Source organism: Anabaena sp. FACHB-83, assembly GCF_014697485.1.
Classification (GTDB): domain Bacteria; phylum Cyanobacteriota; class Cyanobacteriia; order Cyanobacteriales; family Nostocaceae; genus Nostoc_B.
The window spans coordinates 220,247-241,963 of record NZ_JACJRY010000008.1; the positions used below are offsets into that span (position 1 = coordinate 220,247).

The 21,717-nt window shown below is 41.7% G+C and carries 16 protein-coding genes; 9 read left to right on the plus strand and 7 right to left on the minus strand.

Annotated elements, in window-relative coordinates; genetic code table 11:
- Positions 1-459: 459 nt before the first annotated feature.
- From H6G79_RS13015 to argB, 3 genes are all read left to right on the plus strand, one after another.
- Entirely contained in the window at positions 460-2,097 is a 1,638-nt protein-coding gene (locus H6G79_RS13015) for an NB-ARC domain-containing protein (protein ID WP_190590181.1), read from the plus strand.
- A gap of 133 nt (positions 2,098-2,230) precedes the next feature.
- Positions 2,231-2,791, plus strand: a complete 561-nt coding sequence (locus H6G79_RS13020; protein WP_190590180.1) for a shikimate kinase — start codon at positions 2,231-2,233, stop codon at positions 2,789-2,791.
- Between the two features lie 95 nt (positions 2,792-2,886).
- Positions 2,887-3,780: an acetylglutamate kinase gene (gene argB / locus H6G79_RS13025; protein ID WP_190590179.1), complete on the plus strand. Its 894-nt coding sequence runs from the start codon at positions 2,887-2,889 to the stop codon at positions 3,778-3,780.
- Between the two features lie 86 nt (positions 3,781-3,866).
- Here argB and H6G79_RS13030 read toward each other — a convergent pair whose 3' ends face one another.
- Positions 3,867-4,280 (minus strand): hypothetical protein, encoded by a 414-nt coding sequence (locus H6G79_RS13030; RefSeq protein WP_190590178.1) that lies wholly within the window; start codon positions 4,278-4,280, stop codon positions 3,867-3,869.
- A 151-nt stretch (positions 4,281-4,431) separates the two neighbouring features.
- Between H6G79_RS13030 and H6G79_RS13035 the strand changes: the two genes are divergently transcribed.
- The 3 genes from H6G79_RS13035 (at position 4,432) to H6G79_RS13045 (ending at position 6,865) form a co-directional block, all read left to right on the plus strand.
- Positions 4,432-4,962: a tetratricopeptide repeat protein gene (locus H6G79_RS13035; protein WP_190590177.1), complete on the plus strand. Its 531-nt coding sequence runs from the start codon at positions 4,432-4,434 to the stop codon at positions 4,960-4,962.
- A 155-nt stretch (positions 4,963-5,117) separates the two neighbouring features.
- A complete protein-coding gene (locus tag H6G79_RS13040; RefSeq protein WP_190590176.1) occupies positions 5,118-5,993 on the plus strand; it encodes a DUF3153 domain-containing protein in 876 nt (291 codons plus the stop codon).
- 698 nt (positions 5,994-6,691) lie between these two features.
- Positions 6,692-6,865 carry a hypothetical protein gene (locus tag H6G79_RS13045; protein ID WP_190590175.1) on the plus strand — a complete coding sequence of 58 codons (174 nt, stop codon included), beginning with the start codon at positions 6,692-6,694 and terminating at the stop codon, positions 6,863-6,865.
- A gap of 124 nt (positions 6,866-6,989) precedes the next feature.
- Here H6G79_RS13045 and H6G79_RS13050 read toward each other — a convergent pair whose 3' ends face one another.
- The 5 genes from H6G79_RS13050 to ebsA all read right to left on the minus strand — a co-directional run bounded on the left by H6G79_RS13050 (position 6,990) and on the right by ebsA (position 10,670).
- Positions 6,990-7,481, minus strand: coding sequence for a YajQ family cyclic di-GMP-binding protein (locus tag H6G79_RS13050; RefSeq protein ID WP_190590174.1), 492 nt, complete (start codon positions 7,479-7,481; stop codon positions 6,990-6,992).
- 70 nt (positions 7,482-7,551) lie between these two features.
- Entirely contained in the window at positions 7,552-7,947 is a 396-nt protein-coding gene (locus tag H6G79_RS13055; protein ID WP_190590173.1) for an MAPEG family protein, read from the minus strand.
- Between the two features lie 95 nt (positions 7,948-8,042).
- Positions 8,043-8,546 carry a hypothetical protein gene (locus tag H6G79_RS13060; RefSeq protein ID WP_062294944.1) on the minus strand — a complete coding sequence of 168 codons (504 nt, stop codon included), beginning with the start codon at positions 8,544-8,546 and terminating at the stop codon, positions 8,043-8,045.
- A 324-nt stretch (positions 8,547-8,870) separates the two neighbouring features.
- Entirely contained in the window at positions 8,871-9,965 is a 1,095-nt protein-coding gene (locus H6G79_RS13065) for a DRTGG domain-containing protein (RefSeq protein ID WP_190590172.1), read from the minus strand.
- Positions 9,966-10,295: 330 nt separating this feature from the next.
- Positions 10,296-10,670: a type IV pilus biogenesis protein EbsA gene (ebsA, locus tag H6G79_RS13070; RefSeq protein ID WP_190590171.1), complete on the minus strand. Its 375-nt coding sequence runs from the start codon at positions 10,668-10,670 to the stop codon at positions 10,296-10,298.
- A 512-nt stretch (positions 10,671-11,182) separates the two neighbouring features.
- Here ebsA and H6G79_RS13075 point away from each other — a divergent pair.
- Positions 11,183-12,589: a glycosyltransferase family 2 protein gene (locus tag H6G79_RS13075; RefSeq protein ID WP_190590170.1), complete on the plus strand. Its 1,407-nt coding sequence runs from the start codon at positions 11,183-11,185 to the stop codon at positions 12,587-12,589.
- A gap of 292 nt (positions 12,590-12,881) precedes the next feature.
- Here the strand turns inward: H6G79_RS13075 and dnaX are convergent, their stop codons facing one another.
- Positions 12,882-16,127, minus strand: a complete 3,246-nt coding sequence (dnaX, locus tag H6G79_RS13080) for a DNA polymerase III subunit gamma/tau (protein ID WP_190590169.1) — start codon at positions 16,125-16,127, stop codon at positions 12,882-12,884.
- A gap of 263 nt (positions 16,128-16,390) precedes the next feature.
- Between dnaX and H6G79_RS13085 the strand changes: the two genes are divergently transcribed.
- Together H6G79_RS13085 and H6G79_RS13090 are read left to right on the plus strand one after the other, a co-directional pair.
- Positions 16,391-17,083, plus strand: a complete 693-nt coding sequence (locus H6G79_RS13085; protein ID WP_242048311.1) for a hypothetical protein — start codon at positions 16,391-16,393, stop codon at positions 17,081-17,083.
- A gap of 561 nt (positions 17,084-17,644) precedes the next feature.
- Positions 17,645-21,685 carry a tetratricopeptide repeat protein gene (locus H6G79_RS13090; protein ID WP_190590168.1) on the plus strand — a complete coding sequence of 1,347 codons (4,041 nt, stop codon included), beginning with the start codon at positions 17,645-17,647 and terminating at the stop codon, positions 21,683-21,685.
- Positions 21,686-21,717: the final 32 nt, after the last annotated feature.

Here is a 21,717-nt window from a genome sequence, read left to right on the forward strand (position 1 = left end):
TTAACACACCACAATTAATTTATTCGGGCTGATTCTGGTAGATTACGCATCGGTTTTGGTGTTTATACCTTAAATTTTGCAAAGCTTAGTTCTGACAAGCTCAAAAATTCAGTCATTTTTTACACCTTGCTTGGCAAAAATTATTGATGAGCAGCTAGTTTCCAAGAACTTTAGAATTCCAATAATGTGATGTTAAAAACACAGTGGGATGCCAATCTAAAAATTCTCACAGTACAGACCAAAAGTTACGTAGATTTATGTTGACTGAATTTGGTTACTTAAAGTTTCAAACAAGCTTTATAAAAATTCCGTTAAGTCTAAAGATATCTAAGTAATAACTTCCAAGTCACCTAACAACAGTTAGTAAATTCGTTATAAATTTAATTTTGATTTATTCTGACTTCATCGAATAATAGTTAGGATATTTTCGGGGTTATATAAAATACATCAATAATGGTAATGATAACACCAGATGCCAATCAGGCAGAAGAGGAATTTTTTGAAGCTAAAAGTAATTGGGAGTTAGAAAAGTTATACGTAGATTTAGCTTCCACAAAGGGTAAGGCTTTAACACCTGTAGAAAAGAAATTCTTGAGGGGTTTACTGTGTGGTTGTAGTCCGGCGGAAATTGCCAGTATAGTTTATCAAAGTCGCAGTAGTAGTACTGTGAGAGTTTATTTGTCTAATGGTTTATACAAGTATATAGAAGAAATGCTGAGTAATGCTGCTGGCTACTCAGTGAAGGTAAAAAATTGGAGCCGTGTAACTTATTTACTTGAGAAAGCTGGGTATAAGAAAATCAGGTTTCAATTACCAGCTGCCATTATTCCCCAACAAACACAAACAACTCAACAGACAGAGTTAGTCAAAACTTCTGCTACGTTGGTTCAAGACTGGGGTGAGGCAATTGATGTTAGTGTTTTTCATGGGCGCACCACAGAACTAGCAAAAACTCAGCAATGGGTTTTGCAAGAAGGTTGTCGCTTGCTCTTACTATTAGGGATGGGTGGGATTGGTAAGACTGCTTTCTCGGTGAAGTTGGCACAAGAAATTAAACATCAGTTCGATTATGTTATCTGGCGATCGCTACGTCTTTCACCTGCCCCAGAGCAGATAATTGAACAGTTAATTCAGACTTTATCGCCCAATGCCGAGATAGTAATTGCAGAAACAATAGAAGGGCGCATCTCTCAATTGATAGATTTTCTGCGGCATAATAAATGTTTAATTATTTTAGATAATTTGGATGCAGTTTTAGCAAGTCATGATATTGAGGCAAATTTAACAGTTAGTCACCAAGGGATAAAGAATCATGTTCCGGCTTTTATCCTGCCGCAAATTCAATATCGTTCAGGTTATGAAATCTATGGTGAACTGATCAGGCGAATAGGTGAGTCTCAACATCAAAGTTGCTTACTATTAACCAGCCGAGAAAAAACTTCAGAGATAGCAGCTTTAGAAGGTAATACATTACCTGTGCGATCGCTCAAATTAACTGGTTTAAATCAATCAGAAAGTCTGTCACTTCTAAAGTATAAAGGATTATTCAATATATCAGCAGAAAAATGCCGCATTTTGTCAGAACAATATGCCGGTAACCCCTTATTTCTGAAATTAGTAGCGACGACAATTCAAGATTTATTTGGGGGCAATATTGATGAGTTTATTCAGCAGGGAACCGTAGTTTTTGGCGAAATTCGCACCATATTAGACCAACAGTTTAATCGGTTGTCGCAGTTAGAAAAGCACATAATGTACTGGTTGGCAATGAATAAGAACGCTGTTTCGGTGCGACAATTGCAGAAAAACACCATACCAGGGTTATCGCCTAGATTGTCGCAAAGATTAATCTTAGAAGCTGTAGATTTGTTGCATAAGCGATCGCTACTGGAAAAAACTACACCTACGCCCATCGAACAACAAGCTTCTAGCTTTTCGCTAACTGTGGTGTTAATGGAGTATATCGTTGAACGGTTAATTGAGGAAAACTTGAAATTAAGTGACGAACAAGAAAGCTACTTTTTAATGAGTCAGACGATTTTTGCCGCCCACCTCAAAAACCATATCAAACAAAGTCGCTTGAATGCCGAGATTTAAAGTAAAGTGAGGAATTGAGAATTTACTGGAGTAAAGCAACGGGCGAGCGTAGTTGAAAGGATAAGTTAACGGCAAGCCAAGACGCAAACAGTAATTCCCAATCCAAAATCTAAAATTTCAAATCTAAAATTGTATGAGCAGCTTATTGCAAGGAGTCAGCCTATACTTGATTGGCATGATGGGCGCTGGTAAAACAACGGTAGGACGATTACTAGCACAGCAGTTGGGTTATGGGTTTGTAGATACTGATGATGTGATTACTCAAGCCACAGGTAGATCCATCAATCAGTTATTTGCCGAAGAAGGAGAAACTGCATTTCGCCAGTTGGAAAGTGATGTATTGGCACAAATTAGCGCCCATATTAAATTGACTGTAGCCACAGGTGGCGGCATTGTGCTGCGGCGAGAAAATTGGAGTTACTTGCGCCACGGTTTAATTGTGTGGCTAGATGTGCCCGTGGAATTACTCTACACCCGCTTGGCGGAAGATAATACCAGACCACTACTGCAAGATCCTGATCCCCAAGGTAAATTGCGATCGCTCCTCGAACAACGCCAACCACTCTACGCCCAAGCTGATTTACACATCATCGTCAACGAAGGTGAAACACCAGAACAAATCGCTAACAGAGTGATGGCAGCCATTCCTAGCGTGTTGAAAACTACTGCATCACACCAGAATGTAGAAAATTGAGCGATCGCCTTGTTCATACTCAGCACTTCCAAGCAAGAGATTGTGACCAGTGAAAAAGTCTTCTACACTGACTGCATAGGTTTAAAATCTCAACCATGATGGTCAACGATACTGAGTATATCAGGCAAGCTGAAGCCACCCGTGTGCGGGTACTCAGCGAAGCACTACCCTACATTCAACAATTCGCGGGACGTACTGTTGTTGTGAAATATGGTGGTGCGGCGATGAAAGACAGCACCCTCAAAGACAAGGTAATCCGCGATATTGTCTTTTTAGCTTGTGTTGGTTTGCGTCCCATTCTTGTTCACGGTGGCGGCCCAGAAATTAACAGTTGGTTAGATAAATTAGGCATTGAACCACAATTTAAGAATGGTTTACGAGTTACTGACGCTGCCACAATGGATGTTGTGGAAATGGTGTTAGTTGGTCGGGTAAATAAAGAAATTGTGGCTTTGATTAACCAAGCCGGTGGTATGGCTGTGGGGCTATGTGGCAAAGATGGTCACTTAATTACCGCCCGTCCCCAAGGTCAAGAAGGCATCGGCTTTGTAGGTGAAGTTAGCGGTGTTAATATCAAAATTTTAGAAACTCTGTCGAGTAATGGTTATATTCCAGTAGTGTCAAGTGTCGCCGCCGATGATTCGGGACAGGCTTATAACATTAACGCAGATACCATTGCGGGGGAAATTGCGGCGGCGCTGGGGGCAGAAAAGTTAATTTTGCTGACTGATACTAGAGGGATTTTAAAAGATTATAAAGACCCATCGACGTTGATTCCCAAAGTGGATATTCGGGAAGCGAGGGAATTGATTGCTAGTGGTGTAGTCAGTGGCGGGATGATCCCCAAAGTTAATTGCTGCGTGCGATCGCTCGCTCAAGGAGTCAGGGCTGCACACATTATCGATGGTCGTCTACCCCACGCACTGCTACTAGAAATCTTTACCGATGTTGGGATCGGGACAATGATTTCTGGTTCTCACTTTGCTTAAGTTATTGGTCATTTGTCCTTTGTCATTTGTCCTGTGTTCTTTGGTTTAACAAATGACTAATGACTAATGACAAAGGACTAACGTCATTACCAAGGATGAGTGATAATCACCCGCGATCGCCCTCTAAATGGTGTCCGTTGCCAGGAATTATTGATAATCACTGGATTCACGATTGTGGAATCTTTAATAATGGGATTAATCAAAGTCGGATTCACCAGCGTGGAATTATTGAACCTGTCGTACCTGACTTGGGGATAATAATTGGGGTAGATGGTGCGGCTAGGTAAAAGCCCTGTTGTGGGATCTACGGGCATAGGCGTGGCAATCGGACTACCATAAATAAAAGAACCAACAGCAGGCGGCTGATTGACGCTAAAAGGATTGCTGCGATCAATCACAATCACTTGTTGGGCTGAAGCTGGGGTAATTACGGTACTCATCAATACCAAAGTGATCCCGGCTCCTAGCCAATTCAGTTGAGAAAGCTTGATATCTACCATATTTTGCTCACCTGCATTGCATAATTAAGGGTTTTTACAGATGACTTCTAGTTAAAATTTTAAAAGCTTATTTACTTGAAGATTGCCAGCTTTTGAAAAGATTACAAAAAGATTCCTGGCGTTGGCAAAATTAAAGCAGTGCTGATTTAATATGCAAGACGTGAGTGAACAAAGTTTAGAAATTGCCAGAAAGCGTTACCAAGCTGGAAGAATTGCCTTTGAAAATGGGCAGTATCGGGAAGCGATTGAAAATCTGGAAAAGGCCAGCGCCTTGTTAGCGCGAAATTCTCGCTTGGGAGGAGAAGCGCAATTGTGGCTAGTAACAGCTTATGAAGCAGCCGGCAGAAATGAAGAAGCGATCGCACTTTGCAAACAACTACAACGCCATCCCTATTCCGAAACGAATAAACAAGCTCGGCGATTGCTCTACATTTTACAAGCACCAAAGCTGAAACGCCCTAGCGAATGGATGACGGAGATTCCCGATTTGGGTGCATTATCAGATAATGAATCGAAAATGCGGGTTGCGGCTAATTCCCCCAAACCTTCTGCCAAGAAAAAACCTGCTGAACAGGAATTTGTTGATCTCAGCCAAGTTAATACCAAAGATAATCGCTTTATTTGGGTGGCGATCGCTGCTATTGGATTAATTCTCTCTTACTTAACTTGGTTGGCATTCTGAAGTGTGAAGTATGAAGTATGAAGTGGTTATCAATCATGCAGAACAAGATACCCTACTTATTAAAGAAGTCTGATCTGCAACCCTTATACCCTAAGCCAAAGATAAAATTTTATTTCAGACTTCATATTTCATACTTCTTGAGGAGAAATACAGTGATGAATTTTTCTAAGTTGGGAAAAATATTGATGAGGTTAACTCAACCATTGGGCAGGTTAACGATACAAATCAGACACAACATTAACCACATCTTTTCCCCAAGAAAAACTATTTTGTGGCTAGTAGTGTTAACATCCCTGCTGTTATCTGGGTGTGTAAAGTATGATGTTGGCGTGAATTTTCATCACTCCAATAGCGGCGAACTAGTACAGCATATTAAGTTAGGTGAACAACTTACTAGTTTTAGTGGTGATTATGTATATGCCTGGTTAGATAGTATAGAAAATCGGACTCGTAAACTAGAAGGTAAAGTCAAGCGTATTTCGCAAGAAGAACTAATAGTTACTATCCCCTTTAGTAACGGTCGAGAATTACAAACTAAGTTTAATGACTTTTTTAATTCCCATAACAATCAAAAAGTAGCAGCTACAAATAGTGAAGCTGATGCGGAATTACCGAAAATAGAATCTAATTTACTGCTATTCCAGAATAATTTTTTATTGTTAGTGCGGAATCGGTTAATTTATGATTTAGACTTGCGATCGCTGGCTTTAATTGCCAGTAAAGGTAACGTTATTGCTGATCCCGGTGCAATTCTCAATTTAGAATTTAGCTTAAACACTCCCTGGGGTGCGAACAATATTCAACTCACCGAAAATGCTGTTGAACCCGAAAAACAAGGTAATCAACTGCTATGGCGACTCCAACCCGGTGAACTCAATCATATAGAAGTAGTATTTTGGCTTCCCAGTCCTCTCGGTATTGGTGCTTTGTTAATTGTGTTGTTTGTTTGGGGTGGATTGTACGTTAGATATAATTTTATGCCCGATCCGAGAGTTCAGTTTACACCTCAATCAACGGCTACAGAACCTTAATTGATCAAAAGAGAATTCAGGAGTCAGAAGTCAGAATTCAGGAGTCAGGAACCAGAATTCTGACTTCTTCTTTAAAGCTGCGAATTCTATTCTTTATTATTTCTTTTTACTTTTGCCTTTTTACTTTTGCCTTGTTTTACGATGTTGGCGCACCTCTGGCTTGAGTTGTTCCCCATTCCAATCATAAATGTCTTCTTCTTGCGGTTGATGAAATGTGGCACCAGATTTCATTGGGTAAATACCTTAGAAAGGGTCAATCTTTCTATTATCTTCTTACTGCCAGAACAAACCAGTGAGTACAAGAGGTAAAAGTATTAATATGGACGCAATTAAAACAACAGTTGCTGGGTCAATTTGAATGGTATTCTTCTGTGGGTCACGCATTTGACTAATCTCGAACAATAACTATACTTATAACTATTCTCTATGAAGATGTACCAAATTATTTTGGGATATAGCAGTCCTGTGTGAGATAGGAACGAAAGAGACAAGGGAGACAAGGGAGCAAGATGTTTATCAATTATTTAAGATTGCTATAGCAGTCCTAAATCATTTGTGAACAACGAGATCCCCGACTTCTTTGAGAAGTCGGGGATCTGAGCCTCTCAATTTTTACAACTCACGTAGGATTGCTATATAAGAATAGTCTGAAAACAAACTCTGCATACGTTGTCTTGAAAATATAGCGGTAGTCAGATATGTTAGGACAGTTTGAAAGCTTGAATGCGAGGGATAGTAAGACTTTTTCTCCTGCCTGGTTGATGAGCGGACTTGTACTGAGCGCAGTCGAAGTAGCCGAACCACTGCCTTCTGCTATAAAACAAACTGCCAACGAACAACAACTCGCTGGCAGTTTCTTGGAAAAACTTTAACTAGTACAGGTTAGCGTAAATAAACAGACCAGAAGAAATTGCTAAAAGGCTTGTGGTATTGTTATTCTTTCTTTTTCCTTTTGCCTTTTTACTTTTGCCTTGTTGTACTAGATTTAGGCATTTCCTAACGATAGTTTGTAAATTGTAATGCAACTGGATAGTCTTCTTGTTTTAACCGTTGAATGACAATTTGCAAATCATCTTTTGATTTGGCAGAAACCCGCACAGCATCACCTTGAATGGAAGCTTGTACCTTTTTAAATTCATCACGAATCAATTTAGAAATTTGCTTGGCAATTTCCTGGCTGATGCCCTTTTTGAGGGTGATTTCTTGACGTACACGATTACCACTTGCAGATTCAACTTTGCCAAATTCAAAAATCTTTTGAGAGAGACTACGTTTGGCAGCTTTTTCGCGGAGAATGTTGTGTACAGAATCTAAAGTAAACTCACTGTCGGTATTAACAGTAATAGTTGTTTCACCCAACTCAACTGTAGTTTTAGTATCTTTGAGGTCGTATCTACTGTTAACGTCTCGCACAACTTGATCAACAGCGTTAACTAATTCTTGCCGATCAAAATCGCTCACAATGTCAAAGGAGTAAGTTGAAGCCATAAAAAATGTTAACTTTGGGATTGTAGATGAGTTTATTGGTAATTGGTATTATCTATCCTCTTCCCTAATTTTAAGTATTTGCTTGCAGGATGCTAAAGAAGAAGAGAGTTGCAGAACCCAAAGAACCAATAGCAAACATCAGCGATCGCAAAAGCGGTACATTCAAAATATAAAAGATAGAGTATAACAACCGCGTCACGACAAAAGCGATCGCCGCAACTACAGCCACAGTAGAATTGACATTCGTGACATAAGCCATTAATGCGGCGACAGCAAAAATCATAAATGTTTCAAAAGAATTTTGATGCGCCCAAGTCGCTCGTTGAGCGTAAGGTGGCAATTTATCAAACATCGCGCGGGGTGCAGAAATATCATATCCCACACTCAACCGGGCATAAGCCACCAGCAAAAACGGCAGATAAATTAATACAGCAGCTGCGGCAATACAGTACAAAAAAATAGTCATTAGTTACTAGTCCATAATTATTAGTCATTAAGTCATTGGTCATTGGTCATGAGTAAATTGCAAATGACAAAGGACAAATGACAACGGATAAATGACTAATCAAAGTAAAACAAAGTTACTACTTTTCTTTGTTCTTCGGCATCTCCGCAAGTTTGTAGCAGAGTGCGACTGTCATGAAAAGCAAAACAAATTAACTGCTGACAACGAGAGACAATCTCTTTGTTACAGATGTAACTAGCTTCAGCCAGAGTCAGGTTATCGTTACTGGGATTTTCTACCAGGTGCATTACCTGTTCTAACTGTTGCCGAGATTCGTAAGGCTGACGTTCCAAGCTTTGCGGCAGAATTACAGTCAGCAAATTGGGATCAGCCCGCATTGCGCCTTTGATGGCGGCTGAATTCGTTCCCGTAGCCCCAGAGGTAATAATCCGATTGCCTGATAACACCAAGGCATAAGTCATCATTTCAATCAGATTTTGATGGGTAATCGGCACATGACGAGAACCCAGCAAAGCAATTCGCTTAGAACCTGTTTGCTGGATTGTCGCCAGTTCTTGCGCTAATGTATCGAGGTTAATTAGGTCTATTGACTGGCTCAAAGATAAAATTAATTAGAATTGAACGACCTAGATATTTTACCAAACAGAGTGTAGGTAGACAGCCTGCTGAAGTTAGACATTGCTACAATTTTTGAATTATTTAAGTAAGTAGCTGGCGAAGGGAGACAAGGAAGACAGGGTGGACAAGGGAGAGAGATGTTGATAAATCATTGAGGATTGCTAGATTTAACCAAAATCAGGCTTTTGTGAACCTTGACCGAGCCAATTTTAGATTTTGGATTTTAGATTTAACCCGGCAATCCAAAATCCAAAATTTAAAATCTAAAATTCGGAGGGTCAATCTCAAAGATGCTTGGTGTATGGCTAAGATAAGGCGGCTGCTGTACTTAAGCCCAGTTTCAGTAATAAACGCTCAATGTCAAAATGCTCATTCATCAATTGGCGGATGCACTGCACTTTAATTGGTTCATGGACACGTACTTGACCAAAAGTCCGGTCAACAATTTCTACGGTAGTCAAGGTGTCTAAGTCAACAGACAAAATGGGGATTTCCAGTTCTTCAGCACGACTGAGAATAAATTGCGGCGGTGGTAATTGTCCTGTGAGAATTAGGCATTGAGTTGAGGTTTCTAGGGCAGCTTGTTGAATTTCTACCCGATCGCCTCCTGTGACTACTGCCATGTTACGCCGTTTGCGGAAATACTTGACAGCCGCATTGACGTTCATCGCCCCAATGGCCAGACTTTCTACCATCAAATCTAAGCGATCGCTACGGCAGAGAACTTCGGCATTTAACTGGTTGACTAGTTCCCCGACTCTGACACTCCGCAGTAAATCATTTTTCGGCAGTGTTCCTAATACGGCAATTCCTTGCTGTTCCAAAAATGGCCGCACGAGATTTTCGACCATTTCCACTTCTTTGGCAGGAATATCATTGAGAACAACACCCACCAAGCGATCGCCTACACGCTCTTTTGCTGCCAATACCGCATCTAGAGAAAGTAGCGAATTGTAACGATTAACCAACAAAACCGCCGCGTCTAACACTTCTGCAACTTGTAGCGTTGATAAATCAAATAAATGTCCTTCTGTTAAATTGCCTGGCCCCTCCAGTAAGACTAAATCGCCGCGAGTAACTTGTAAATATTCCTGAATCAACGACTGGCGATAATTGTTGTTATCTTCGCCGCTTAAACGTTTTTGGACACTGACTGCATCTAAAGCCAGCAGAGTAGGCGCAATGCGGTTAGCTGCTAGATTCAGGCTAGAAGCAATAAACTGGACATCTTCTTCAATTAAAGTACCACCAGAGGTTGTCAAACAAGTTCCCAGTGGTTTGCCGTAAGCAATATCCAGTCCTTTTTGCTGTAGCTGATAAGACAAACCCAAAACTGTTGCAGATTTTCCGCTATAAGTTTCGGTTGAGCCAATCAGCAGATGTTTAGCAGATTTCGGCACACATGCACTCCTAATTTCAAAAGGAAGTAGAACCCAGCTAGGTGTTTACTAATTTTAGTTTGTTCCAGCAAAAGACTTACGCTCTTTGCGAGCATAGTTTTTGAGAAATAACATTTTTTTGGTGAAAAAAATAGCTTTTATCTACAGTATTGATACTGTAAAGTTACTAACTACTAGGTATTTAAAATAATGCTGAAAATGTTATGGGCTGGATGCTAAATATATAAACTAAACTATGCCTCAATGCTCGTAAGCATTAGTGTCTGGGCTAGGTTCAAGGGAAATTGTTTTCCCTTGCAATCCTATACCCTAGACTTTCAGGGAATTGATTTATTCATCAATACGCAGCAACTTTCTGTAGAATGATTGCGAAAAGTCTGTGACACGATAACGTTTATAGTTTTCCATTAATTCAATTAAAAAACTAATAAACTCAAAGCTGGCCATCATCACTTCATAACTGAGTTCAGCATTACCATCAAACTGCATTCGGCAGCGCGTTAAGTCTGAAGGTAGGGTGGCCACATTCCAAGAAGCGACAAAAGGAATATTTTCACTGGCTTCTATTTTGCGGTGTCCCTCCAAAATACCTTTTTGATAGAGACTGATAGCGTAGGGCAAGAAATTCCGCTTTGTACCCTGAATATAAGGCAAGTAAACGCTTGCTTGCTGCTGAGTTGCAGGCTGGATTTGCTCAATAGACATTATTGAATATTCCTCAAGTTAGGTGAAACTGGGGATATTAGTAGTTGTCAATAGTATTCCCAAAAAAACTGCTGTAATACACACTACAAAATCACAACTCTCAGAAAAAGCCTCAAAATATTCCGCAAGAAATGTTAACGAATGGCAACAATCAATAAGTAATTCTTTGTATTTTGTCTTTTTAGTTTTGAGTTTGTGATAGTGCCAGCAAAGTTAGTACTAAGAAATATTAAAATTTCGGTTACAATAAGGCTGCATTAGCTTTTATCCAAGCTGGGGCAGTAGCGGCGAAAAAACCTAACATTAGGTCTTCAAGACGCTGATTGCAATGTCTCACAACCCAAAGCTGTGTCTATCTTGTAATTACTTTGTTGAATTTACTGTTGCCCTGAAAAAGCAACATAATCTTGATACAGCAAGTAAAGCTAGATGGCAGAGTCAAAGTTTGACGTTACAGAATTCCCGGCTTATTTATGGGTGTAGAAAAATACTGGTATCGCATTAATTAACCTATGCCAGCGAACTCCTGGCCTGAAAACGATTCATACAAAGAGCTTGACCCGCTAGATTCTCTGTTAGCTGACCTATCGGCGACAGAAGATTCATTGGTAGGGACAAATCGCTTGTCTCAACCATCACGGTTTCAAGGACGTAGAGGTAAAGCCGCTCTGGTGTTGTCAATAGTTTGGAGTGGTACGATCGCTCTACACTTGGCTTCTTGGGCTTACATTTTTGTTCTAGGGTTGACGACAATCCTGGGTATTCATGCGTTAGTGGTGATATTCGCTAAACCTCGCCGCTATCAAAAAGAAATGCAGGGTAATTTACCCTCTGTATCTTTGTTGGTAGCTGCCAAAAATGAGGAAGCGGTAATTGGGAAGTTAGTCAAGAATTTGTGCAATCTGGAATATCCAGATGGACAATACGAAGTCTGGATAGTTGACGATAACAGTACCGACAAAACACCGCAAATCTTAGCGGAACTAGCGCAGGAATACAAAAAACTCAAAGTACTGAGGCGTTCTCCCCAAGCAGGTGGCGGTAAATCGGGAGCATTAAATCAAGTTCTGCCCCAGACAAAAGGCGAAATTGTTGCGGTGTTTGATGCTGATGCTCAAGTGCCATCAGACTTGCTACTCCAGATAGTACCTTTGTTTCAAAGAGAAAAAGTTGGTGCAGTGCAGGTGCGGAAAGCAATCGCCAACGCCAAAGAAAACTTTTGGACTAAGGGACAGATGGCAGAAATGGCACTGGACACTTGGTTCCAACAGCAACGCATTGCTTTGGGTGGGATTGGTGAATTGCGGGGTAACGGCCAATTTGTCCGCCGCACCGCCCTAGATAGTTGTGGTGGATGGAATGAGGAAACCATCACCGACGACTTGGATATGACCTTGCGCTTGCATTTGGATAACTGGGATATTGAGTGTGTCTTCTCCCCAGCCGTGCAGGAAGAAGGTGTAACAAATGCGATCGCGCTTTGGCATCAGCGCAACCGTTGGGCAGAAGGTGGCTATCAGCGTTATTTAGATTACTGGGATCTGATTCTGAAAAACCGCATGGGAACCCGCAAAACCTGGGATATGCTCATGTTTATGATCAGTATGTACATCTTGCCAACGGCTGCCATCCCAGACTTATTAATGGCCATTGCCAAGCATCGCTTACCACTGCTAGGCCCAGTCACTACCTTGTCTGTGTCTATGTCCGTGTTGGGAATGTTTGCCGGACTAAGGCGGATACGTCAAGAGCAGAAATTCACCGTTGCGACTTATCCGGTGTTACTACTACAAACCCTGCGCGGCACATTATATATGCTGCACTGGTTAGTAGTGATGAGTAGTACCACCGCCCGGATGTCCTTTAGGCCAAAGCGACTGAAATGGGTAAAGACAGTACATTCTGGTAGTGGAGATTAGAAAGGCAAAAGTTAAAAGGTAAAGGGCAAAAGAAATACATTCTTTTGCCTTTTTATTTTTTGCAGTACTTATACCATTTTGGATTTTAGATTTTAGATTTTGGATTGGGTAAGGGTTGATCGGTAAGCTTTTGAGTCATCCATCTGCCGCAATCATTTTTTAATTTGGTATTACCTACAGACCACGGAAAATCAAACCACAGAGACACAGTGTTCACGGAAGAATAAGAGTTTGAGAGGTTTTTGCGTAAGTCCTATTTTACTTTTGCCTTTTTACTTTTTACTTTTGCCGTTTAATCATCAACCTCCACTTCCTCTACCCAATCAGATGGAGTGATAGAACCAGATGAATCGGAACCATCATCAGCAAAGCGGACAATCTGCCCGTCGAAAAATTGTGCTAAATGTTGGGCGGCTCTTGTGACTTCTTCCCATTCTTCTGATGAATTTTGTGTGGGTTGGGGGGGAGGTTGGATGTGAGCAGTACCATTACCATTTGTAGAATATTCAGAATATTCTGGTTTTACAGGTGGCGGTGTGACTGGTTGTGGTGCTGGTTGTGGTGGCGGTGTAGATGCTTGGGGTGTTGGTGCTGGGTGATGGTTGTTTTTTTGGGGTAAAGAAGGTTTGTGAAGCCCATTGGAATTATTGGTTGATGGTTCTTTTTTTGGGGGAGAAGCAGTTGCGGCTGTGGCTTTTTCTAGGCTGACTTCAACGTTGCGATTCACAGTCTGCTGAAAAGCCCCAGCAATCATGGTGAGGTCAGATTTAACTTTGTCGTACCATGCAGGTTTAACACCTACACGCGCACTATTACCGTTAAACTCAATCAGATGGCACATTTGCCCTAATAATGCCCGACGGGGAAGTAACTGAATATTACTCAGTACTTGCTGCCAAATTTGGGTTAAGTCTGGTTGTGCAGTTTCTGGTGTGGTTTCTGCGGCGACAGGTTCAGGCGGAGGCGGTGAGACGGGTTGTGGGTTTGCAGGTATGACTTCTGTGGTAACTGGTTTTGCAGGTGGCTGATTTAAAGGTGCAGTGTGAGGCGGTGGTGAGACGGGTTGCGGGTTTGAAACTGGTGGTGATGGGGGATGATGATTTTGTGGTGCTGGGACATTGATTTTTGGCACAACAACTGTGGCTGCTGGCTGAATACTGGCGCTGGGTAACAATCCGAGTAATGTTACTTCTAACCACAAACGCGGCTGGGTAGTATTTTTAATTTGAATTTCTGCGGTTCGCAGGTGTTGTTGTCCTGCCAAGATTGTACTGATGTGTAAGTTTTGGGCTAACTCAACTAAGGCTGCCCAAGTTTGTGGAGTACAAGCTATTAAGTCTTGGCGATTGGGGGCTGTTTTAGCAATGAGTAAGTCGCGGTAGAGGTTGGCGAGATTTTGCAAAATAGTTAGTGGTTCTCGTCCTCGGTCAAGGATGTGGCGGCTACAGTCTAAGATTGTTTCTGGGTTATCTTGAGCGATCGCACTCAATAAGACTAACAAGTCGCGTTCACTCACAGAACCGACTAAATCCCAGACTCTTTCCGGTGTGACTTGCCCCGATAATAAAGCTAATTGGTCAAGTAAACTCTCTGCATCCCGCAACCCACCTTGGGAAATTTGCGCTACTAAAGTAACAGCTGCTTCCGAAATATCAATGCTTTCTTTCCAGGCGATCGCATTTAAATGCTTCACCATCGCCTCTAATTGAATGCGTCTAAAATCGAACCTCTGACAACGAGAAATAATTGTTGGTAAAACTCTTTGTGGGTCGGTGGTTGCGAGAACGAAAACTACGTGTTTAGGTGGTTCTTCGAGTGTTTTTAGTAACGCATTAAACGCCTGGGTACTGAGCATGTGACAGTTATGAACTAAAAGTCCATTTGCCACAAAATTATGATTGTCCGCGACTTCAATATCATAAACTCGCTCAATTCCATCGAGGTGAACAGATTCTACCGTTTCCAAACTTGTAATCCATTGTAGGGATTGAATATTGTTTGAGTTCTGCCAACCATTTTCTACTACTATTTGCGCCCATCCAAATGTAGTGGTATTGCTTACCTGTACTATTTCTGATGTAACACCTTGTTTTTGCCGGGTATCCGAGGTTTGTAAGCCAATTGGCAATAAGTTGGTTTTCTTGCTCTGAAAATCCTTCTGTATGTAACTGAATTTGGGGGCTACCTGCTGGTGTAAGACTGAGTGACCCATCGTCGCAATACCACCAAGCAAGTCCTTCTGGGGTAATTCGACTGAGCCAGTCCATCGACACAATTTTTCTGTTGCCGTTCGGTTTGACGATTTCAAAGACATCCTTGAGTTGGGGATGACACATGGTTTTACAGGTAACGGATATGTTTCCGTATCCTCTGTTCTCTGTGATTCCCAGCTTGGGACACAATTGTTGGAGGCGATGTGCTTTGTATTCCAGCCATTCTTGCTGGCTTTCACCATGTGTCCAACACAATCTAGGGAATCTACTGTGTTTGTTGGGGTAAGAGATGGCACAATCCCCCAACAATGTACCGTAGATAAGCCCAAATGCTTCTGGTTGTATAACAGTGGCATTTGCCAGAAATTTTTCTGTTCTGAGTTGCCAAATGCCGTGTCCTTTTTGGTATGGGTGTCTTTGCCAATAAGATTGTATACTGGCGATTCCTTTACCTTTGCGCTGTAAATAGGTAGGAATAAGGAGTTTTTCTCCACATCCGCAAGCACACAAGGGTCGTAACGCTTCTGCTGCTTGAAGAATAGATTCCAGGTCGTAAGATTTTTGTCCGTATTTGTTGCCTTTAAACTGGTGTCCTCTGGCAAATCGGCGGATGCGCCCATCCGTCCCATATTTGTAAATGAGGTTTCCACAGCCACATTCACAGGGGATAGTATCTTCGTTCCTTCTTTTACGTTCTTTGCTGGTATCCATCCCTGCTCTGTTCTGATTAAATGATTACCTGTACATTTAATTACACGCTTAGTTGTCTTGATAACCAGAGTCTGACGTTTTCCCTGATCTAACCATCTCAGGACTTTTTTAAACTCCCATTGACCCGATAAGTCGTTATAACTAAGAACTTTCTTACCTTTAAGTTTGGGGTCGTCAATTCTGAAGAGTCCCTGATCAGTCAATATCAGAGAATCTCCTGTGAGGCACTCGTCTATTACATATACTTTATACCGACACTGCACTGGGGCGAATTGTGCTTTTTCGATGAGTTCGCGGATATTATCGACACCAGTGTTACTAGCGGCATCAATTTCAATTACGTCTAACGAGTAGCCTTTGGTGATTCCCTGACAGACATCGCATACCCCACAAGGTTCGGCGGTGGGTTTGTCACTTTGAATACAGTTAAGGGATTTGGCGAGAATCCTGGCGCTAGATGTTTTACCCGTACCTCTTGGCCCGGTGAACAAATAAGCCGGGGCAATTTTAGTTGTACGGATAGCATTAATTAGGGTGGTAGCGATCGCCTCTTGCCCCACCAGTTCAGCAAAACTCTTTGGGCGATACTTGTGGTGCAGGGGTTCGTAAGGCATGGAAGGAAAATGTCAATTCATTTTCAGAATCGATTTTTACATAAACGCCCAAATTGGCGCTCAAATATTTTAAACGCAGGGTGTCTGTTTTCCATAATTATAGTACATTTGAACCATATTTTAAAGTATGAAGTATGAAGTCTGAAATTTGAACTTCATAATTCAGACTTCATACTTCAGCCTTCAAAATGTACATTTTCTTAACTGCACTACCGCCATCTTCGAGAGCGATCGCTACAATCTTAGGGTAGACAATACACTTTATGGTGGGACAAATGCTCAAGCGGTTAATTCAATGGCTCAAAAACCTTTTTCAGAGCTTATTTGGCGGCAAATCAACGCCGAAAACAGCCGATGTAAATGTCTCTCAAGAGCCAGCACCGCCTCTGAGTGATACAGACTTAGAATTTCTCTTCACCGAACTGCTAGAAGGCGTACATCAGGCGCGGGGACAAGCTTGGGCGATCAAGTGGCTGCATAATATTGAGCATCGAGTTTCCACAGAACGTTGGCTAGAGTGGTTACACCGTTTTGGGGAAAGATTACTTGCTGCACCGACACCAAATAATGAGTTAGCAGCGCGGCTAGTGCAACTAGGCGATTTAGGCGTAGGTGAACTGGGCGATGAAGCTTACGAAATTGGGATGCAATTATTGACACGCAATTCTGGCGAAACCATCTGGGAATATGATGGGCCAGATGTTTTCAGTAACAATTCCTCATCAGATGATGACCAAATATTACAAACAGAAACAACTGATGATTCTGCCTCAGAAGCAGATTACCAAACTGTCACCTTAGAGCAGTTATTTAGCATGATGCAGGAAGATGAAAACCTACGTCAGCAGATTTCCCAACAATTAGGAATTGAGTCTGATGATGCAGAAGTAATTATCAAAGAATTGGTGCATCAATACTATATGCCCAGCGCACCATCTGATGAAGCGACAGCTTAATAGGATTTTGGATTTGTGATTTTAGATTGAGAGCTTAAAAACTAGCAATAGTAATACTGTTACCTCCGAGCGTGAAAGTGCTGAGTGAATCAATTTTGGATTTTAAATTTTGGATTTTAGACTAGTAGGACTTACGCATAAAAACCAAAAATCAAGGGTTTTGGCGAGGGTGTAGGGGTTCAGGGGTATAGGGGAGCCACTGGCGTGGGCGGGTTTCCCGACTTGAGCCAAGTGGCGTGTGTACTGATTCAAAATCCTTACACCCCAAACCCTTTCACCCTTTCACCCAATCTCTACAGATAATCTTTGTGCGTAAGTCCTGATTAGGAAACTCTTTCAATCTAAAAGACGCTCGCGGACTCGCTAACGCTGCGCTAACGGCAATCCAAAATCTAAAATTCTTCTGCCTCCTGCTATAACAACTAACAAAGTTTTGTATATTTTTGATAAACATCTACCCGATAAACCCGTTAATGGCAGTGGGTTTCCCGCAAATCTAGCGTTTTTTGACATAACGATCGCTACAATCTAGGATAAACAAAACCTTCAGAGTATGTGCAGATGCTCACGCAGCTATGGCAGTGGCTTAAAACACATTCAAACCAGCCCACTAGTAGTAAACAGACTTTAAAAACTGTTAGCGAACAGGAAATGGTAGAACCACCTCCTGAATTAACTAATGCTGATTTGGAACTTCTGTTTACCCAACTGCTAGAAGGGGTACATCAAGGACGGGGACAACAATGGGCAATCAAATATCTCCAACGGATGGAAGACCGAATTAGTACCGAACGTTGGATAGATTGGTTACTCATTTATGGTGAACGATTGTTAATCTCCTCTGGGCCGCCTAATCAGCAGTTAGCCTCGCAGATGATCCAACTAGGAGAACTCAATATCGGCAAAGTTGGTGAACTTTCCTATGACATTGGTATTCGTTTAATGACGAGTCATACCGATGACTGGGAAGAAGCTGCTGAGGAACAATCTGTTGTCTCGACAACGAATGAAACAACGAATACTCCTGGGCAGAATTTACTGCGGAATCTGGGCGAATCGCTATGGGAGTACGAGGAAGCAACTGCACAACCTCCAGAAAATGCAGTTAATCAGGTTGCAGATATGACATCATCCTCGGAAGTTTCGACAGAGAATGTCGCAGAAATTATTTGGGAGTATACAGGGGAAGAATTTGTAGTTAGTACCATACCCCAAGCAGAACACGCCCAAAATACAGATATCCCGATTTGGGAATATTCTGGGTCAGCGTTTACCACCACACCAGAGGAAACTAGCGCAGATGATTTAGCCGCCAGTCTTTGGGGTGATCCCACAGCAGAATTGACTGATAGTCCACCACCTCTAGAATACGCCACGGAAAACACAAATATTCCCACTTGGGAGTATGCACCAGAAACGGCAAGAGATAATTTAGCTGCTAGTCTTTGGGGAGATACCGCCGCAGAATTGGTAGATAGTCCACCACCCCAGACTACAGAAAACGTGAATACACAGACTGGGGAAGCATTCACCACCGCACCATCTCAGGAAACAGCAACCAGGGAAGACACCGCAGAAGAAGAATTTGCACCCCCCGCCACCGTGGCTTTTTTAACTCCGGCGGCAGAAGATGTGATTGGTAATTTGGGTGAATTGTCACTAGAATATCCAGATGAACCAGCCAGACTAGCGCGAACAGGTATTTCTGAAAATGCTTGGGATCAATATCTGGCAAATTTAGATCCCACTGTGGCCTACACTTTAGATGAATTGTTGGGCAGGTTGGATCAAAGCGCCCATTTAGTACAGCAATTGGCAATTAATCTGACAACACAATCTAGTCCTACTTTGCCGACTACGCCGAATCCAGCTAATACGGCAATTCAAGCCCAAGCTTGGTTTTATCAAGGTTTACAACAAGCCAAAACGGGGGATTTGGCAGGTGCGATCGCATCTTACGACCGTGCCATTGAATTACAACCGGAATCCCCTGAATACTGGTTTAATCGTGGCTTGACTTTGTTCCATTTAGAACGGTTTGCCGAAGCGGTGGCGGCTTATGACACTGCAATTGATCTGAAACCAGACCATTACAAAGCTTGGTACAATCGTGGCGGTACGCTGGGAGAATTGGGATTATTTGCCGAAGCGATCGCATCTTTTGATCAGGCGATTGAAGTTCACCCCAATTACCCCGAAGCTTGGGCGAGTAAGGCTTTGGCGTTGTTGAAGTTGGGGCAAGTGTGGGAGGCCATTACCAGTTACGATCAAGCTTTAGAATTGCAACCCCAAGACCCGGAAACTTGGTATTACCGAGGCATTGCTTTAGCGGTTAACGAACAATATGAAGATGCGATCGCTTCTTATAATCAAGCTTTAGAATTGCAACCCGATTATTACGAAGTCTGGATTGACCGGGGTGTGGTGCTGTTTAATTTGAGACAGTGGTCAGAGGCGATCGCATCTTGGGATAAAGCCTTAGCAGCCCAACCGGATTTTTATTTGGCTTGGTATAACCGGGGCGTGGCGCTAGATAACTTAGGCAGGCGGGAAGAAGCGATATCTTCTTACGAAAAAGCGATCGCCATTAAACCAGACTTTCATTTAGCTTGGTATAATCAAGCAGTCGCTCTGTTTTATTTGGAACGCTATACTGAGGCGATCGTTGCTTACGACAACGCCTTACAAATTAAACTTGATTATTGGGAAGCTTGGATTGGTCGAGGGACAGCAATTGGTCATGTACCAGAAAGTTATGTCTTCAATTTATTAACCAGCGTCGCCATCAATTACCCAGCTTTAAGACAAGGCGGTTATATAGGTAAACTCGCCAGCTATGAACAAGGGTTAAAACATATCCGCCCAGACACTCACCCAGAAGGTTGGGGTAGATTACATTTGGCGATTGGCAACACCCATTATGAGCAAGGTAAGAAACAATCTGCATCTCGTCAACATTGGCGGAAATCTGTATTTGAATACAACCAAGCCTTATTAACTCTCAGTTGGGAAGGATTTCCCCAGTTACATTTAGAAATACTTCAATCTTTAGTTAAAGTTCTGTTAGGTTTAGGACAAATTACCCAAGCCCAAGAATTACAACAACGGGCTGCTAATTTATTGCAAGCATTGTTGAGTGATGCTGCACGTTCTGAAGAAAGTAAAAAACAGTTGGCGCTAAAATTTGCGGGAATTGGGCAATTAGGCGTGGACTTTTTAGTAGAATCTGGTGATTTAGTAGAAGCTTGGGAATTGGCAGAACAAATTAAAAATGCTTGTTTGCAATGGCTATTGTTTGGCTGGCAAAATGAAATTTATTTTCTGAATTATAACTCAGTTCAAGAGTTACTGAACCCCCACACGGCAATTATTTACTGGCATATTAGCCCAGCAGCACTGCACACATTTATTATTAAAGATGGCGCTCCTTCGCCAATTTTGGTGTTTATTCCTGTGCAAGCACGAGGTAATATTTCAGCAGCAAATAATAAGCCTTTACAAGAGTTACCATTACCAGAAGCAACGCAAAGATTGATTGCTTTTGAACATTGGTTAGAAGATTGGCATAAAACTTATCAAGATTATTGTGAACAAGCCCAAGACCCCCAAACTAAAGGCAATCATGTTTGGCGATCGCAGATGGAATACAGGCTGTTAAATCTGCAAAAAATTCTCGAAATTGCCACAATTACTCAAGAACTGGAAGGAATTACCAACCTCATTTTAATTCCGCACCGCGACTTAGCCAGATTGCCTTTACACCTGCTATTTAATCTGCCTAATTCTGACGCAGAAATGCTCAATCTTCCCGCAAAATTTATTACAAATTATTTGCCTAGTGTCCAAGTAGGATTAAGCTTACAACCCAGAAATATAGAGAACTGGCAAGAACAGATATTACTCAGTATTGAATCTCCAGCACAGACAAATTATGCACCACCAAAATTTGCCAAGTTGGAATCAGAAGTCATTACCCAGATGTTTGAACATCACCAACGCATCCAAGCTGAAGCCGCTATTAAAACTACTGTTGAGAAAGCCTTAGCTGATGATTACAATATCTTGCATTTTACCGGGCAAGTTATCAACAATTTCATTGACCAAAATAAATCAGAATTAACATTAGCAGGAGAAGAAAAACTCACCCTTGCAGAAATCTGCCAAAAAAACCTCACTAGTTACAATTTAGTCTTACTATCGGCGTGTAAATTTGTGAGTCATCTTAACCAAAATATCACTACTGAATATGTCTCTTTAGTAAATGGTTTTCTGTGTGGTGGTGTTCCGCAAGTTATCAGCACTTTGTGGAATGTAGAATCATCAGCGAGTGCATTATTAATTATCGAATTTTATCGCCGTCTACAAGTTAACAAATCACCAGCCACGGCTTTAACAGAAGCAACTACATGGTTGCAAGAAGTCACCGCCGGCGAATTGGCTATTTGGTACGAAAATTTAATTAAAACTCTGCATCCAGATGAGTTGCGAATTAGAACTTATTTAGCTACCCATTTATATAGAATTAGCAAAATAGTTCCTGAGAGAAAGCCTTATAATCATCCTTATTATTGGGCAGGTTTTATCATTACAGGGAGGAATTAAAGACTGTAGTTTTTTCAACAAGTAAATAGCAG

Excerpts from the sequence above, each read along its gene's own strand:
- H6G79_RS13015 (WP_190590181.1), top strand. The coding sequence starts at position 460 with ATGATAACACCAGATGCCAATCAGGCAGAAGAGGAATTTTTTGAAGCT.
- H6G79_RS13020 (WP_190590180.1), top strand. The coding sequence starts at position 2,231 with ATGAGCAGCTTATTGCAAGGAGTCAGCCTATACTTGATTGGCATGATG.
- argB (WP_190590179.1), top strand. The coding sequence starts at position 2,887 with ATGATGGTCAACGATACTGAGTATATCAGGCAAGCTGAAGCCACCCGT.
- H6G79_RS13030 (WP_190590178.1), bottom strand. The coding sequence starts at position 4,280 with ATGGTAGATATCAAGCTTTCTCAACTGAATTGGCTAGGAGCCGGGATC.
- H6G79_RS13035 (WP_190590177.1), top strand. The coding sequence starts at position 4,432 with ATGCAAGACGTGAGTGAACAAAGTTTAGAAATTGCCAGAAAGCGTTAC.
- H6G79_RS13040 (WP_190590176.1), top strand. The coding sequence starts at position 5,118 with ATGAATTTTTCTAAGTTGGGAAAAATATTGATGAGGTTAACTCAACCA.
- H6G79_RS13045 (WP_190590175.1), top strand. The coding sequence starts at position 6,692 with ATGTTAGGACAGTTTGAAAGCTTGAATGCGAGGGATAGTAAGACTTTT.
- H6G79_RS13050 (WP_190590174.1), bottom strand. The coding sequence starts at position 7,481 with ATGGCTTCAACTTACTCCTTTGACATTGTGAGCGATTTTGATCGGCAA.
- H6G79_RS13055 (WP_190590173.1), bottom strand. The coding sequence starts at position 7,947 with ATGACTATTTTTTTGTACTGTATTGCCGCAGCTGCTGTATTAATTTAT.
- ebsA (WP_190590171.1), bottom strand. The coding sequence starts at position 10,670 with ATGTCTATTGAGCAAATCCAGCCTGCAACTCAGCAGCAAGCAAGCGTT.
- H6G79_RS13075 (WP_190590170.1), top strand. The coding sequence starts at position 11,183 with ATGCCAGCGAACTCCTGGCCTGAAAACGATTCATACAAAGAGCTTGAC.
- dnaX (WP_190590169.1), bottom strand. The coding sequence starts at position 16,127 with ATGCCTTACGAACCCCTGCACCACAAGTATCGCCCAAAGAGTTTTGCT.
- H6G79_RS13085 (WP_242048311.1), top strand. The coding sequence starts at position 16,391 with ATGGTGGGACAAATGCTCAAGCGGTTAATTCAATGGCTCAAAAACCTT.
- H6G79_RS13090 (WP_190590168.1), top strand. The coding sequence starts at position 17,645 with ATGCTCACGCAGCTATGGCAGTGGCTTAAAACACATTCAAACCAGCCC.